Raw genomic sequence first — 15,361 nt, forward strand, 5'->3', positions numbered from 1 at the left:
CGATCCGGTCAGCTGTCGAAGGGCCAGGCGAAGCCGAGTTCCTCGGCCCGCTCGCGGGTGCCGCCGCTGACCCGGCTGTAGTGCTTCGGGTCCTCCTCGGCCAGCCGCCGCAGGGCGGCCTCGGCCTGCTCCCGCGGTGGCGCCCCGTCGTCCGGAACGGCCCACTGGAACACCAGCGGGTCCCCTTCCGGGCGCCCGGCGGCGAGGCCCGGCTGGTACCAGAAGTTCACCTTGACGGTGTCCGGGTCGTCGAAGCCGGTGCCGATCCAGCCCCGGCGCGCGTCCCACCGGGTGAGCAGCTCCGGACGTGCCGTCAGCCCGGCCTTGACCAGGCGGGCCGTCCTGCGAGCCCGCCAGGACCAGTCGCCGTCGGTCTCGGCCCGGGTGACCTCGGCGTCGTAGGCGGCCGCGTCGAAGCGGAGGGCGGGGACCGCGGGCGCGGGCCCACGGCTGCCGGGGAGGGCCGGACGCCGCCAGTCCTCCCACACCACCTCGTCGCCGTCGCGGCGGACGGTGACGTGCAGCGCACCGCAGCACCCCTCGGTGCACCAGGCCTCCGCGAGCCGCACCCGCCGAGGCTCGGTGTCCGCCCGGAGCAGCCCCTCGTCCAGCAGGATCTCCGGACCGTGCGCCGGACCGAACGGGAACAGCGCCGGGACGAGCGGCCGCCCGTCCACGAGGACACGGGTCTCCAGGGATGCCCGCCCGCCCTCCGGGTCACCGGCCACGATCTCGATGCGCAGCCCGCCGCCGGCCGTGGCCGCACCGGTGAACGGCCGCCGTCCGGTACGCCGGATCCAGCCGGCCCGCCGCCGCCAGGCAGCGGCGGTGTCCGGATCCACGCCGGTGTCCGGGCCCACGCCGGCCGCACCGGTCCGGGCGGCGTCCGCAGACCCGCCGGCTGGGTCGCACGTGCCGTCGGGGTCCGTCAGGGAGGTCCACGCCGGTCGGGCCAGCAGCCGGCCGAGGGCTGCCAGCAGGCTCTCGCGACGGCCGGGCGGCCAGTCGAGCAGCGCTCCGGTCCCGCTGCTCAGGCTCAGCGCGAGCGAAAGCAGCATGGCGTGGTGTTCGAGGGTCGGGGTCAGCAGACCGGCCCGGCCGACGACGGTCTCGTACACGCCCGGCGCGTCCCGGTAGCCGAGGAGTTCGCCCGGCGCGTCGCCCTCGCACGCGATCCGGACGAGCAGCAGACCGGCCCGGGCGAGCAACTCCGGGTCGGCGGGATGCGCGGCGAGCAGGTCGGGCAGCCGGGCGGCCTCCGCGACGCGCCGGGCGGTCCCGGCGTCGAGGAAGCGCGGACCGGCGGGGAAGGCCGTCAGCTCCCGGCGGACGGCCGCGTCGTCCGCCTCCACCGATGCCGATACCGATACCGATGCCGCCAACGCCCTCACCAGCGGCCGGAGTTCGTGGCGACCGGCCGACGACAGCAGGCTGACGACGGCGCCGGCCCGGCGGTCGAGGACGTCCAGAGCCTGCAGCGCCGCGCCGGTGAGGGAACGCACCAGACCGAGCACGAAGACGTGCGGGACGTCCTCGGGTTCGCCCACGCGGGCGAGCAGGGCGAGGCCGACGGTGACGGCGGGGACGGTGGTGCCGGTCCTGGTCAGCTGCCGGGCCAGCGAGCGGGCCGCCGGGCGGTGCTCGGCCGGCAGCGGCAGCGCCGCGACGGCGTACAGGACCGCCCTGCGGTGGCAGGCCCGGACGCCGAGTTCGGCGAACCGGCGGTGCAGGGCCACCGCGTCCGCCGGCAGCGGGTCCAGTGCTCCCGGGACGACGACCGCCGCCTCCTTGTGGGACAGCGTGGGATCCTCCGCACGGGCTTCGGCCGGGGAGCCGGGGAGGTCGAAACCGCGGCCCGGCGGGAGGCCCTCCGGGGACTGCCGCCGCAGGCTCAGCGCCTGTTCGTACAGCGCGGGCGGGAGATCGTCCGGGGGGCTCACCGGGCGGTGGGGAACTCGATTCCGTAGGTCATGCGCACCAGCCTGCCCGGCAGGTCTCGGCCTGTCGACGGAATTTCCTCACTGCGGCCCGCCGCCCTTCGGGCCGGACGCACAGCGAGAGCGCCGGTCCCGCCGTGCACGGTCTGTGCGCACGTGCGGTGGGACCGGCGCCCTCGGGGAGCGTGCCGAGAACGGGAGCCTCAGGCCTTGGCGGCCTTGGCCTTCCCCCGGACGGAGATGTTGGAGCTGGTGTCGTCGCCCCGGTCCTTCGACCTGTCCAGGACCCACACCAGTCCGGCGATCAGCGCGAACAGGGCGAGCGGGGCCACGACGTAGAGGCCCAGCGTCTCGACGACGCTGAGACCCGGGCCGGGGTCGTCGCCGTCGTCGCGGCTCACCGCGAGCGCGGGGGACGACATGAGCAGCATCATCAGCGTCGTACCGGCAGCCAGGGCGCCGGCGCGCAGGGCGTTCTTCTTGTCCACGGTGCCCAAGTTAGCGAACGGCGTCCGGGCGCGCGCGTCCGGGGTGCCGTCCGAGGCGCGGGCGACCGTCACGTCCCCTCCCGGGCGTCGCCGAGGAAGCGCGGGACAGTCGTCACGTCCCCTCCCGGGCGTCGTCGCCGGACGGTTCGCCCCGCAGGCCGCCGAACGGCTGTTCCACCGTGTCGCCGGACGGCTCGCCGCCCGTGTCGTCGGCCGGGCGTTCCTGATCCGGTGCCCGCAGGACGTCCATCAGCGCGTGCAGTCGCGGGGAGGCCGCCAGTTGTTCCAGCGTGACCGGGCGGCCCTCGGCGTCCGCGATCGGCAGTCGCCAGTTCGGGTACTGGTCCCAGGTGCCGGGCAGGTTCTGCGGGCGGCGGTCGCCGACGCCGTCCGGCAGCCAGACGCCGATCATGCGGGCCGGGCTGCGCAGCAGGAAGCGGTGGACGGCCTGGACCTCGGCCTCCTCCGAGGAGGCGTCGCTGCCGCCGCCGGTGCCGGCCAGGAGCCCGAGGCGGCTGAGCTCGGCCAGCCATTCGGCGGTGTCGTTGGCGGCCTCGGTGCGCTCCTCCTCCAGCGGCCGGGTCAGCAGGCCCAGCCGGTCGCGGAGTTCGACGTGCTCGCCGGTGAGCCGGGCGGCCGTGGACGGCAGGTCGTGCGTGGTCGCGGTGGCCAGGCAGTCGGCCCGCCAGCGGTCGGGGGACAGCGGACGTCTGTCGCCCTCCCAGTCCCGTTCGAACCACAGGACGGAGGTGCCGAGCACCCCGCGCTCGCGCAGTGCCTCCCGCACCCCCGGCTCGACGGTGCCGAGGTCCTCGCCGATCACCGCCGCGCCGGCCCGGGACGCCTCCAGCACCAGGACGGCGAGCATGGCCTCGGCGTCGTAGCGGACGTAGGCTCCCTCGGTCGGCGGCTCGCCCTGCGGGACCCACCACAGGCGGAACAGGCCCATGACGTGGTCGATGCGCAGCGCGCCGGCGTACCGGAACAGCGCCCGCAGCAGCCGCCGGTAGGGGGCGTAGCCGGAGGCGGCCAGCCGGTCGGGGCGCCAGGGCGGCAGACCCCAGTCCTGGCCGCGGGCGTTGAAGGCGTCCGGCGGGGCGCCCACCGACATGCCGGCGGCGAAGTACTCCTGCTGCGCCCACGCGTCGGCGCCCTCGGGATGCACGCCGACCGCCAGGTCGTGCACGATCCCGACGGGCATGCCGGCCTCGCGCGCGACGCGCTGGGCGGCGGTGAGCTGCTCGTCGGTGAGCCAGGCGAGCCGCGAGTGGAAGTCGACGCGGTCCATCAGCTCGCCCCGCGCGCGGGCGGTCTCCGCCGAACGGGGGTCGCGCAGTGCGGACGGCCACTGCCGCCACTGCGAGCCGTGCACCTCGGCGAGGGCGCACCAGGTGGCGTGGTCCTCCAGCGCCCGGCCCTGCTCGGCGAGGAAGTCACAGTAGGCGGCCCGCCGGCCGGGGCCGAGCGGCACGCGGGCGACGAGTTCCAGGGCCTCCCGCTTGACCCGCCACACCGCGTCCCGGTCGATCAGCTCGCCCTTGCCCAGGACGGCCTCGCGCAGTCGGCCGGCCCGCTCGAGCAGCGCGGCGCGCAGGGCGTCGTCCGGGACGTACGCGTATTCGGGGACGTCCTCGACGCGCAGGTGCACCGGGTCGGGGAAGCGCCGGGAGGAGGGCCGGTAGGGGGAGGGATCGGTCGGAGAGCCGGGCACGGCCGCGTGCAGGGGGTTGACCTGCACGAATCCGGCGCCGAGCGTCCGCCCGGCCCAGCCGGTGAGTTCCCCGAGGTCACCCAGGTCGCCCATGCCCCAGGAGCGGTGCGAGAGCAGCGAGTACAGCTGGACCAGGAGCCCGTACGACCGTCCCGCGGGCGTGGGCAGGCGGGCCGGGGCGACGACGAGGTGGGACGCGCCGGTCCGCCCGTCGGGTGCGGTGACCGTCAACCGGTGCACCCCGAGCGGGAGTTCCCCGACGCCGTCGTGGCTCTCGCCCTGCTCGGTCTCGACGTGCAGCCGACTGCCCTCGGGGAGGGCCGCGAGCGCCTCGGGCGGGCTGCCGCTCCAGCACACCACGGTCGGCGGCAGCAGCCGCTCGCGCAACTCCGCCTCCCGGGCCGCGAGCGCGGCGCGCACGGCCCGCGGCGCGCCCACGTCCACGCCCAGGGCGGCCAGGACGCGGGTGACGGCGGCGGCGGAGGCCGTGACCGTGCGGTCCACGGAGGGCTGGTAGGAGGTGGCCACGCCGTGCAGCGCGGCGAGCCGGGCGAGCTCTTCCCCGGGGGGTGCGGTCATCTACGGCCTCGTGGAGTCGGAGTCCGCGGCGGCGAGCGGCGGCTCGCTGGTCAGGGGCTCGGCGTCGGGCAGCGGGGGTTCGCTGGTCAGTGGGGGTTCGGCGCAGGTTCCTTCGGCGCTGAAAGCGCACAGACGGACGTCTTCGGGGGCGGCGGAGAGCTCCGCCGGGCGTTTGGACCGGGGCGGCGCGATCACGGTGGCCTCCTCATCGGATACGACATCGGTTACCGCAGCCCTACCCAGCGAACGCCGGGCCAGACGTCCCCTCGAACGCCCCGCTGAACATCCCACTGGACGTCGTGCCGAACGTCCGCTGCCGACGCGCCGCGTCACACGCTGCCACATCCCCGCGCCATGGCGGCGGACGCGCCGGGTTCACATCTGCGACGCGGCGAACCGCGTCCGACGCCGCCGCCGACTCGGCAAGATCAATGGGGAAATTCGGAACACCCCGACACAATCCAGACGGTGAAAAATCGCCCCACTTTAGACAACTCGAACGACGGCGAGGAAAGCAACAGCGCCCCCTTTGGAAGAAGTTGACCTTTCACGAAGTGGACTGATACTTTCCAGACACAGGCTGAAGAACCCTCAGCCGCACGGGGGACGGGGGATGTGGGGGAAGTGTGTTCTCAACTTCACAAGTGCCTGACCCCGTGCTTCACGCACAAAGAACAGGGGAAAGCATGAAGCGCGGTACGCGCATCACCACGATCGTCGGCACGGCCGCCGTGATCACTCTGGCGATGGCCCCCATCGCCGAGGCCAACTGGAGCAGCTCCATAACCGGTGCCAGCGCCAGCTTCGAGTCCCGGCGCTGGTCGGACGAGCTCTACTCGCAGGTGAGGTTCACCGGCTGCACCACCGACGGCTCGAAGAGCACCGACGTGCAGATCTGGAACGACATCTCGTTCCAGCCCGACGCGGCCTACGACAGCAAGACCTTTACCGCCTGCTTCAACGGCGGTACGAGCAACGGCGAGTGGACCGACCTGCCGTCCGGCATGCGTGACTACTACTTCAAGATCATGAAGATCGGCGGCTCCACCTTCGGCCCGCAGCTGAGCGTGCGCACGGTGTCGGTGGACACCACCAAGGCCGACTAGACGGCTGACAGACCAGCCCTGAGGGGCGTCCCGCACGGGGCGCCCCTCTCCGGCCGACAAGTGGTTCGGTGAGACTGCATGAAATTCAGCACCACTCTGCGCAGCGGTAGTGTGCGATGGGCTGCACCCATTATTCTCCTACTGACATTCCTTTACTATGTCGTAGGCCAGACAGCCCCTCTCTCGAGTTATTTCCATTACGCGCCGAGCATTGTCGCAGAGCCGCTTACGACGCTTTACGCGCTGGCTTATGCGACGGCCGCAGGACTTGCCTGCTGGGAGAGTGGCCGTCTGAAAAGCGCACGGATATGGGCCTTGGCTCCGGCCCGTTCCCGCTATCGGATCGCGGCCAACATCCTGGCCCCGGTGATCGCGCTCTCGTGGCTTGTTCTCCTTCTTCCCCCTGCGGTCTCACTCGCACGGTCGGCGACCATGCCCAGCCTCGACAGCCTGCGCTTGCCACTCGCGGCGATGGTGATATGCGTCGCACACGCGATCGTGGGGTTCGCCGTGGGCTGCTGGGTTCCCCGCATCATCGCCACGCCGATCCTGGCCGTGGCCGACTGGCTCGTCGTCGCCTTCACCCGGGCGATGCTGCCGTACTGGCCCCGCCATGTGTCCGGGCAGTTCGACACGATCGGCTTCGGCGAGGTGCCCCGGTTCGTCACGGCGGCGGCCCCCATACTGCTGGCCGGCGGCATCGCCGTCGGACTGCTCCTCCTCTGGCTGCCCTTCGGGTGGCGCCTGCTCCGGGTCGCCCTCGCGGCCGCGGTCGCCGTGGGCGGCGTCTTCGGGGCCTACCGCATCACCGCCGACTGGTCGGCCACTCCGCCGATCACCACCGGGAACGTGGCGATGGCGTGCACCGGCAGCGCGCCGCGCATGTGCGTGCCGGAGTTCAACGAGCGTTATCTCTCCAAGGCGCAGAGCGGCAGCGCCAAGGCGCTGAGCGTGCTGCGGGACGCCGGGGCGACCTCGGCCCGGCCCCAGCTGATCACCGACGGCTACGTCGACGGCCGCCACCAGAAGGCGTCCACGGACACCGAATGGCGCATGATGCTGACCGTGCCCATACAGCGGGGCGACGCGGTGTACCAGGTCGTGGTGCGCTCGCTGAAGTTCCGCTGCAAGGAGGTCGACGTCCGTACCGCGCACTCGGCCTGGCTGTGGGCCGCCACGAAGACCGGGCAGGCGGAGGCCTACCAGATGCGCCGGGAGCAGGAGGGCATGAACCCCGAGGACCGGCAGTTGGAGAAGCAGATCAAGGCCGACGTCACCCGGGTGCTGGCCGAACCCGCGGCCGAGCAGACCAAGTGGATCAAGAAGCAGCTCGACACCTGCCAGGCGAACCCGTCGTGAGGTGGTGGTTCAAGGCCCGGCGGGGACACACGCTGCTGCCGCTCGCCCTCGTCGTCTTCACCGCCGCGCTCTACGCCGTCCAGGACACCACGGTGCTGCTGCCGGCCATCACCGGCAGTCCCAGGGTCGCGCTGGCCCTGTTCGTCCCGGTGCCCCTGTTCGCCATCCTGATGGCGATGCTGGAGTCCCGGCTGCCCGCGGCCGAGGTCTCCGGAGTACGGTCCGTCACCCGGCTCGACAACCTGCTCGTCACCGCGGTCGTGGCGACCGCAGTACTGTGCAGCGTCTTCGTCGCCGCCCTGCAGGGAACGGGGACGGCCACGACCGGAGGGCGCAACGCCCTGTTCCTGACCGGCCTCATGCTGCTCGGCCGCGCCTGGGTCGGCCAAGGAGCCGTGATGCTCCCCGTGGGATGGTTGGTCACCGTCGCCGTCATCGGGTTCCGCGGGAACGTCCCGCGCTCGTGGACCGTCATCGCGCTCCCTGCGGACGACCTGTTCGCAGCAGCCGCCTCCCTGGTGGTGTTCGCCCTCGGACTCGCCGCCCAGATCCGCTCGTCGAGGAAAACAGCGTGACACTCGAACTCCGCAACTGCACCTACGGCTACCGGCGCTGGAAGCAGCCCGTCCTCCAGGACTTCTCCTACAGCCTGCCGGAAGGCCTCACCGTACTGCTCGGTCCCAACGGGGCCGGCAAGTCGACGCTGCTGAAGCTCGCGGCCTCGGTGACCACCCCCCAGAAGGGGCGCGTCGCCCTGGACGGGGCGCCGGCCGGCACCGCGGCGTACCGGCAGGCCGTGGCCTGGATGCCGCAGGACATCGTGCCCATGCCGACGCTCACGGCCCGCGAGTACGTCGCCTACATCGGCTGGCTCAAGGGCATGAACCGCACGGACGCCTGGAAGCAGGCCCGCAAGGCCCTTGCCCGGGTGGAGCTGACCGACAAGATCGACGCCCGCACGAGCCAGCTCTCCGGCGGCCAGCTGCGGCGCGTCGGCGTGGCCGGGGCGCTGGTGCACGGCGCCCGGGTCCTGCTGCTGGACGAGCCGACCGCCGGAATGGACCCCTACCAGCGCCGCGTGTTCCGCGACATCCTGCGCGGGCTCACCGGTGACGTGCGCGTCCTGCTGTCCACGCACGACGTCGCCGACCTCGCGGAGGAGGCGGACCACGTCACGGTCATGTACGGCGGTTCCGTCCTGCACCACGGAACCACCCACACGTTCCTGGCCCACACTCCGCCGGGAACCCTCGAGGGGCGCGCCGCCGAAGGGGCGTACACCGCGCTGCTGAGAAGCCACAACGTCGCCGCCTGACGCCCGGGCCCCGACCGCCGGACCGCCTGCCGGGCCGACCGCCGGGGCCCGGGCAGGCTCCGCGGGCGGCCCCGACAGCGCTCACAACCGCACCGGGGTACCGGAGCGGCTAGGCGGAGACGCCGTCGATCCTGGCCAGGGCGTCGTCCGCGCCGTAGGGCTGCAGGTACGGCAGCCAGCGCGGATCCCGGTGGCCCGTGCCGATGATGCGCCAGGCGAGGCCGGAGGGCGGGGCGGGCTTGTGACGCAGGCGCCAGCCGATCTCGACGAGGTGCCGGTCGGCCTTGGTGTGGTTGCAGCGGCGGCAGGACGCCACGACGTTGTCCCACACGTGCTTGCCCCCGCGGCTGCGCGGGACGACGTGGTCGACGCTGGTTGCGACGCCACCGCAGTACATGCACCGGCCCCCGTCCCGGGCGAACAGCGCCCGACGGGTCAGCGGGACGGGTCCACGGTAGGGAACCCTGACGAATCGCTTGAGCCGGACCACGCTGGGTGCGGGGACTGTGACGGTCGCGCTGTGCAGGAAGGCGCCGGATTCCTCGAGGGAGACCGCTTTGTTCTCCAGGACGAGGACGAGCGCGCGGCGGAGCGGTACGACGCCGAGTGGTTCGTACGACGCGTTGAGGACCAGGACGTGCGGCACGGATGCCTCCTTGGGCGTCGGCGGCGCGTGGCTCGCGCCGGGACGATCTGTGGTCAGTCTCCCCTCTCGCCCGCTGACCGCGCCACCATGTCCCGGTAACGGGCTGGGAGTGTTTTCGACCACACCCTGTTGTCTCCCCAGGATCGTGGCCTGTTCAAGCACGGGTGAGGACCGTCTCTCCTTCACCGATCGCGCAGAACCACGCACGATGCCCCGTTAGTGTGGTGGTTCTGTCCGTCCGGTGACCTTTCCGTGACCTGGCCGGGCGCGTCGCCCTCGACCGCCGCGCCGGACGGAGCAGTGCAGCGCCTGGAGGTACCTGCCGTGTCCTTGCCCGCCGTCCTGCTGGCCGCCGACGCGTCGCCGTCGCCGACTCCCTCGGAGTCGCCGTCCGCGGTGACGGTCCCGTCACTCCAGGACGCCCAGGAGAGCGCGACGAACGCGGCCAGCTGGGTCGAGCAGAACTGGTCGACGTGGCTGGCGATCGGTCTGCGGGTGCTGCTGATCCTGGTGATCGCGGTGGTGCTGAGAGTGGTGGTGCAGCGGGCGATCACCAAGCTGATCGACCGGATGAACCGCACCGTCGCCACGGTCGACGGCACGGCGCTGGGCGGGCTGCTGGTCAACAACGAGCGGCGGCGTCAGCGCTCGCAGGCGATCGGCTCGGTGCTGCGCTCGGTGGCGAGCTTCCTGATCCTGGGCACGGCCGCGCTGATGGTGCTGGGCACCTTCGAGATCAACCTGGCCCCGCTGCTGGCCTCGGCCGGTGTCGCGGGTGTCGCGATCGGGTTCGGCGCACGCAACCTGGTCACCGACTTCCTCTCCGGCGTGTTCATGATCCTCGAGGACCAGTACGGCGTCGGCGACCAGATCGACGCGGGCGTGGCCTCCGGCGAGGTCATCGAGGTGGGCCTGCGGGTGACCAAGCTGCGCGGCGACAACGGGGAGATCTGGTACGTCCGCAACGGCGAGGTCAAACGGATCGGCAACCTCTCCCAGGGCTGGGCGACGGCCGGCGTCGACGTGACCGTCAAGGCGTCCGAGGACCTCGACCGGGTGAAGGCCACCCTGGACGAGGTCGCCGAGAAGATGAGCAAGGAAGAGCCCTGGAACGAGCTCCTGTGGAGCCCGATCGAGGTCCTCGGCCTGGACAGCGTCCTGCTCGACTCGATGGTGGTCCGGGTCTCCGCGAAGACGATGCCGGGCAAGTCCCTGGCGGTCGAGCGGGAGCTGCGCTGGCGGGTCAAGCGCGCCTTCGACGCGGCCGACATCCGCATCGTGGGCGGCGCGACCGCCCCCGCGACGGAGGATCCGGCGGACCCGTCGGCGGCGGTCGCGGCCCCCTCCGCGTTGGCCAACGCGGACTCCCCGCAGTCGGCGGCGGCGACGCCGATCGCCCAGCCCCGCGCGGGGACGACCACCCCGTCGCCGACGTAGCGGAACGCTTCGGCACCTTCCTTCCAGGCAGGACGCTCCCGGGTAACGACTCCGTCGCCCCGGGAGCGTTTGCCGTTTCGGCCCTTGACGTCCCCTTCTCGGCGGGTCTACGTTCCTGCCAGTCGATAGGAAACTTTCCTAACAGTGACCGGATGTGGACGTGCGTCCGGCGGACTTGAGAAGCTGGGCAGTTCAGAGAGGCAGGTGTCGATCCCATGGCAGGAACCGCCGGCACGCCGGGCACCCCGCGCGTCCTGCGCGCCATGAACGACCGCGCCGCGCTCGACCTCCTGTTGGCGCACGGCCCGCTGTCGCGCACCCGCATCGGCAAGCTCACCGGCCTGTCCAAACCCACCGCCTCACAGCTCCTGGCCCGCCTGGAGGCGGCGGGGCTGGTCCTCGCGACCGGCACCACCGCCGGGCGGCCCGGCCCCAACGCCCAGCTCTACGCGGTCAACCCGGCCGCCGGGTACGCCGCGGGGCTCGACGTCACCCCCGAACGCGTCCTCGCCTCGGTCGCCGACGTCACCGGCCGGACCGTGGGCGCGCACGAGGTGCCCACACCCGGCAGGAACACCGCCCAAGCCGTCGTACGGCAGGTCACCGACGCCCTCGACGGCGCCGTCAAGGCCGCCGGTCTCACCCGGGACGACGTGCGCCGGCTCGTCGTCGCCACCCCCGGCGCCTTCGACCCCACCACCGGTCGCCTGCGCTACGCCTCCCACCTGCCCGGCTGGCACTCCCCCGCGCTGCTCGACGACCTCGCCGCAGCCCTGCCGATGCCGGTCGAGTACGAGAACGACGTCAACCTCGCCGCCGTCGCCGAACAGCGGCTCGGCGCGGCGCGCGGGCACGAGGACTTCGTCCTGCTGTGGAACGAGGGCGGCCTCGGCGCCGCCCTGGTCCTCGGCGGGCGGCTGCACCGCGGCTGGACCGGCGGCGCGGGCGAGGTCGGTTTCCTGCCGGTTCCGGGCGCGCCCCTGGTCCGTCAGGTGACCAAGGCCAACAGCGGCGGCTACCAGGAGCTCGCGGGCTCGCAGGCCGTTCCCCGGCTGGCCCGGGAGCTCGGCATCGACGACGTCCCCGAGGGGCCGTACGCCGAGGTCGCCGCCGCGCTCGTGCGGCGGGCCGCCGCCGAGGACACCGCCCTGCACCGGCTGCTGCTGCAGACCTACGCGACCCGGCTCGCGACCGGTCTCGCCTCGCTGGTCTCCGTGCTCGACCCCGAACTCGTCGTCCTCAGCGGCGCCTCCCTGACGGCCGGCGGCGAGGTGTTGCGCGCCCTCGTCCAGGACGAGCTGGAGGAGCTGGCCGCGTCCCGGCCGAAGCTGGTCATGGGCGACGTCACCGAACAGCCCGTGCTGCGCGGCGCGCTGGAGAGCGCGCTGGCCGCCACCCGCGACGAGGTCTTCGACACCTCGCGCTGAGCCACACCCGCAACCCGCACCGCACCCGCACCTGACGCGGCAGACCCCTGTCCCGCGTCCTCACCGCACCTCACCCCGTCCTGCCCCGTCCTGTCCCTGGAAGGCTCCGCCATGCCCACACGCATACCCGAGGTCGTCCGAAAAGCGGCTTTCGCCCTGACCGCTTCGACCGCCCTGCTGCTGAGCACGACCGCCTGTACCGGCCAGTCCGCCACCGACGCGAGCGACGACGCGTCGAAGGAGACGACCCTGACCTTCTGGCACGCCTGGAGCGCGCCGAGCGAGGTGAAGGCCGTGCAGGCGCTGGTCGCCGGGTTCGAGAAGACGCACCCGAACATCCACGTGAAGGTCGTCGGCAACATGACCGACGACAAGATCGACCAGGCGCTGCGGGCCGGCGGCAGCACAGCGCCCGACGTGATCTCGTCCTTCACCACCAACAACGTCGGCACGTTCTGCTCGTCGGGCGCCCTGGTCGACCTCAACCCCTTCTTCGAGAAGGCGAACATCGACCCGCAGACGACGTTCCCGAAGGCGATGAACCAGTACACCCAGTTCGAGGGCGACCGTTGCGCCGTCCCGCTGCTGGGCGACGCCTACGGCCTCTACTACAACCGGACGGCGTTCGAGAAGGCCGGCATCACCGCTCCCCCGAAGACCTGGTCCGAGTTCGAGGCCGACGCCAAGAAGCTGACGATCACCCAGGGCGCCACGTACAAGCAGCTCGGCTTCATGCCGGACTACCACGGCTGGGAGACGACCACCGAGCACTACATGGGCCAGTTCGGCCCGACCTACTTCGACGCGTCCGGCAAGTCGACCATCGCCACCGACCCGGCCGTAGCGGCGGCCTTCACCACCCAGAAGAAGCTGGTCGACGAGCTCGGCGGGTTCAGGAAGCTGGAGACCTTCCGCGCCGGACTCGGCGACGAGTGGGGCCCCAAGCACCCCTTCCACACCGGCCAGGTGGCCATGCAGCTGGACGGCGAGTGGCGCCTGGGCATGGCGCTGGAGGCCGAGCCGGCCTTCGAGATCGGCGTCGCCCCGCTGCCCGTCCCGGACGACCAGGCGGACCGGTACGGCAGGGGCTACATCACCGGAACCATCGCCAGCATCGCCGCCACCAGCAGGAAGCAGAACGCGGCCTGGGAGCTGGTGAAGTACATGACCACCGACACCGACGCGGTCGTCGCCTTCTCCAACGCCATCCACAACGTGCCCTCCACCCTGGCCGCCCTGAAGTCCCCCGACCTGAAGTACGACCCGCGGTTCAAGACGTTCCTGGACATCGCCGCGAACCCGAACTCCACCACCGCCCCGGCCTCGGTCAACGGCGGCGTCTACCTGACGACCGTCCAGCAACTCGGCTACGACTACGAGAGCGGCAAGGTCACCGACCTGGCGGCCGGGCTGAAGAAGGCCGCCGCACAGATCGACACGGACATCGCGCAGGCGAAGTAGCGATGGCGACGACCCACACGCTGAGGGCGAAGCACCGGCGCTCGGCCCTGCGCACCCTCGCCTTCCTCTCGCCCTGGCTGATCGGCTTCGCGGTCTTCTTCGCGTACCCGATGATCTCGACCGTCTACTTCTCGTTCATGCACTACGACGGCTTCCGGCCGCCGACCTGGAGCGGCACGAAGAACTGGACGTACGTCTTCGCGCACTACCCCTTCTTCTGGCCGGCGCTGCGCAACACCCTGTGGCTGGTCGTGATCATGGTGACCCTGCGCGTGCTGTTCGGACTCGGGATCGGCATGCTGATCACGAAGATCAAGACCGCTACCGGCGTCTTCCGCACGCTGTTCTACCTGCCCTACCTCGCCCCGCCGGTGGCGGCGACCATGGCCTTCGCGTTCCTGCTCAACCCCGGCACCGGACCCGTCAACTCACTGCTGGAGAGCGTCGGCATCCCGGCTCCGGGCTGGTTCAACGACCCGGACTGGTCCAAGCCCGCCCTCACCCTGATGTTCCTGTGGGGGGTCGGCGACCTGATGGTCATCTTCATGGCCGCGCTGCTCGACGTGCCGAAGGAGCAGTACGAAGCGGCCGAACTGGACGGCGCCTCGGCGTGGCAGCGGTTCCGGTTCGTCACCCTCCCCAACATCTCGCCGATCATCATGTTCGCGGTCGTCACCGGCGTGATCGCGGCGATGCAGTGCTACACCCAGCCCCTGGTCGCCGGAAAGGTCGCCTCGGGCGTGATCCAGGGCGCGGGCACCATGTTCGAGCCCGGCTACCCGGAGCACTCCACCCTCACTCTCCCCCAGCTCGTCTACAACCTCGGCTTCCAGCGCTTCGACTACGGCTCGGCGTGCGTCGTGGCCCTGGTCCTGTTCGCCCTGTCGATGGCGTTCACCGCGCTGCTGATGCGGCGCCGGGGCGGGCTCATCCAGGCAGGTGACTGACCCCATGACGCAAGTACTCGACCGTCCGGCGGAGTTGACGGCACGCGCCACGCCCGCCGAGCGCGCCGCCCGCCGCAGGGCGCTGCTGGAATGGATCGCGGTGCACTCCCTCGGCGTGGCCGCCGCCCTCTTCTTCACCCTCCCCTTCGTGTTCGTGTTCCTGACCTCCCTGATGAGCGACTCGCAGGCGCTCAGCCGGGACCTGATCCCGCACACCTGGGAATGGGCCAACTACCGGAAGGTCTTCGATACCCCGGGCTTCCTCACCTGGTGGCGGAACACCCTGGTCTACGCCGGCCTCGGCACCGTCCTCACCGTGGTGTCGTCGCTCCCGGTCGCGTACGCGCTGGCCAAGTTCCGCTTCCGGGGCCGCAACCTGACGCTCATGCTGGTGATCTCGATGATGATGCTGCCCCCGCAGGTGGTCGTCATCCCGATGTACCTGTTCTGGGCCAAGCAGCTGGACCTGTCCGGCACCCTGTGGCCGTTGATCGTCCCGCTGGCGTTCGGCGACGCCTTCTCGATCTTCCTGCTGCGACAGTTCCTGCTGACCATCCCCGGCGAGTACCTGGACGCGGCGAAGGTGGACGGCTGCGGCGACCTTCGCACCCTGCTGAAGGTCGTCCTGCCGATGGCGAAGCCCGGCATCGCCGCCGTGGCCCTCTTCCAGTTCTTCACCGCCTGGAACGACTACTTCGGCCCGCAGATCTACGCCTCGGAGAACCCGGACGCGTGGACCCTCTCCTACGCCCTGGAGTCCTTCAAGGGCGCGCACCACACCGACTGGAACCTCACCATGGCGGCCACCGTGCTGGTCATGGCCCCCGTGATCCTCGTGTTCTTCTTCGCCCAGAAGGCGTTCGTCGAAGGCGTCACCCTCACCGGAGTGAAGGGTTGACAAGGCATGCGATGTCTTCCCACGGGACAACCCCCGTACCCCCGGCCGAT

14 protein-coding genes are annotated in these 15,361 nt (G+C 71.6%); 9 read left to right on the forward strand and 5 right to left on the reverse strand.

Going from position 1 to position 15,361, the window contains the following annotated elements; translation table 11 throughout:
- Positions 1-8: 8 nt before the first annotated feature.
- From QF032_RS14295 to QF032_RS14310, 4 genes are all read right to left on the reverse strand, one after another.
- Positions 9-1,940 carry a hypothetical protein gene (locus QF032_RS14295; protein ID WP_307056150.1) on the reverse strand — a complete coding sequence of 644 codons (1,932 nt, stop codon included), beginning with the start codon at positions 1,938-1,940 and terminating at the stop codon, positions 9-11.
- A gap of 200 nt (positions 1,941-2,140) precedes the next feature.
- Positions 2,141-2,425 (reverse strand): hypothetical protein, encoded by a 285-nt coding sequence (locus QF032_RS14300; protein WP_306952268.1) that lies wholly within the window; start codon positions 2,423-2,425, stop codon positions 2,141-2,143.
- Positions 2,426-2,537: 112 nt separating this feature from the next.
- The gene (gene malQ / locus QF032_RS14305) at positions 2,538-4,715 is read right to left on the reverse strand and encodes a 4-alpha-glucanotransferase (RefSeq protein ID WP_307056151.1); all 2,178 of its coding nucleotides are present in this window, start codon (positions 4,713-4,715) and stop codon (positions 2,538-2,540) included.
- Positions 4,716-4,907: a hypothetical protein gene (locus tag QF032_RS14310; RefSeq protein WP_307050089.1), complete on the reverse strand. Its 192-nt coding sequence runs from the start codon at positions 4,905-4,907 to the stop codon at positions 4,716-4,718.
- A 494-nt stretch (positions 4,908-5,401) separates the two neighbouring features.
- Here QF032_RS14310 and QF032_RS14315 point away from each other — a divergent pair, with 494 nt between their 5' ends.
- The 4 genes from QF032_RS14315 to QF032_RS14330 all read left to right on the forward strand — a co-directional run bounded on the left by QF032_RS14315 (position 5,402) and on the right by QF032_RS14330 (position 8,495).
- Complete coding sequence (locus QF032_RS14315) at positions 5,402-5,821, forward strand: hypothetical protein (RefSeq protein ID WP_307056152.1); 420 nt, start codon at positions 5,402-5,404, stop codon at positions 5,819-5,821.
- A 432-nt stretch (positions 5,822-6,253) separates the two neighbouring features.
- On the forward strand, positions 6,254-7,180 hold the full coding sequence (locus QF032_RS14320) for a hypothetical protein (RefSeq protein ID WP_307042984.1): 927 nt from the start codon (positions 6,254-6,256) through the stop codon (positions 7,178-7,180).
- The gene (locus tag QF032_RS14325; RefSeq protein WP_307042986.1) at positions 7,177-7,755 is read left to right on the forward strand and encodes a hypothetical protein; all 579 of its coding nucleotides are present in this window, start codon (positions 7,177-7,179) and stop codon (positions 7,753-7,755) included. Before QF032_RS14320 ends, QF032_RS14325 begins: the two co-directional genes overlap by 4 nt.
- The gene (locus QF032_RS14330) at positions 7,752-8,495 is read left to right on the forward strand and encodes an ABC transporter ATP-binding protein (protein ID WP_306952263.1); all 744 of its coding nucleotides are present in this window, start codon (positions 7,752-7,754) and stop codon (positions 8,493-8,495) included. The genes QF032_RS14325 and QF032_RS14330 overlap by 4 nt, the downstream gene beginning before the upstream one ends.
- A 109-nt stretch (positions 8,496-8,604) precedes the next feature.
- Here the strand turns inward: QF032_RS14330 and QF032_RS14335 are convergent, their stop codons facing one another.
- Entirely contained in the window at positions 8,605-9,141 is a 537-nt protein-coding gene (locus QF032_RS14335) for an HNH endonuclease (protein WP_307042987.1), read from the reverse strand.
- A 324-nt stretch (positions 9,142-9,465) separates the two neighbouring features.
- On the opposite strand from QF032_RS14335, the gene QF032_RS14340 reads away from it, so the two are divergent.
- The 5 genes from QF032_RS14340 (at position 9,466) to QF032_RS14360 (ending at position 15,311) form a co-directional block, all read left to right on the forward strand.
- Positions 9,466-10,578 carry a mechanosensitive ion channel family protein gene (locus QF032_RS14340; protein WP_307042989.1) on the forward strand — a complete coding sequence of 371 codons (1,113 nt, stop codon included), beginning with the start codon at positions 9,466-9,468 and terminating at the stop codon, positions 10,576-10,578.
- A gap of 215 nt (positions 10,579-10,793) precedes the next feature.
- Positions 10,794-12,005 (forward strand): ROK family transcriptional regulator, encoded by a 1,212-nt coding sequence (locus tag QF032_RS14345; RefSeq protein ID WP_307042991.1) that lies wholly within the window; start codon positions 10,794-10,796, stop codon positions 12,003-12,005.
- A 111-nt stretch (positions 12,006-12,116) separates the two neighbouring features.
- On the forward strand, positions 12,117-13,466 hold the full coding sequence (locus tag QF032_RS14350) for an ABC transporter substrate-binding protein (protein WP_307056153.1): 1,350 nt from the start codon (positions 12,117-12,119) through the stop codon (positions 13,464-13,466).
- A 2-nt stretch (positions 13,467-13,468) separates the two neighbouring features.
- Positions 13,469-14,413 (forward strand): carbohydrate ABC transporter permease, encoded by a 945-nt coding sequence (locus tag QF032_RS14355; RefSeq protein WP_307042995.1) that lies wholly within the window; start codon positions 13,469-13,471, stop codon positions 14,411-14,413.
- Positions 14,414-14,417: 4 nt separating this feature from the next.
- Entirely contained in the window at positions 14,418-15,311 is an 894-nt protein-coding gene (locus QF032_RS14360) for a carbohydrate ABC transporter permease (protein WP_307056154.1), read from the forward strand.
- The last annotated feature ends 50 nt before the right edge of the window (positions 15,312-15,361 follow it).

The organism is Streptomyces achromogenes (genome assembly GCF_030816715.1).
Classification (GTDB): domain Bacteria; phylum Actinomycetota; class Actinomycetes; order Streptomycetales; family Streptomycetaceae; genus Streptomyces; species Streptomyces achromogenes_A.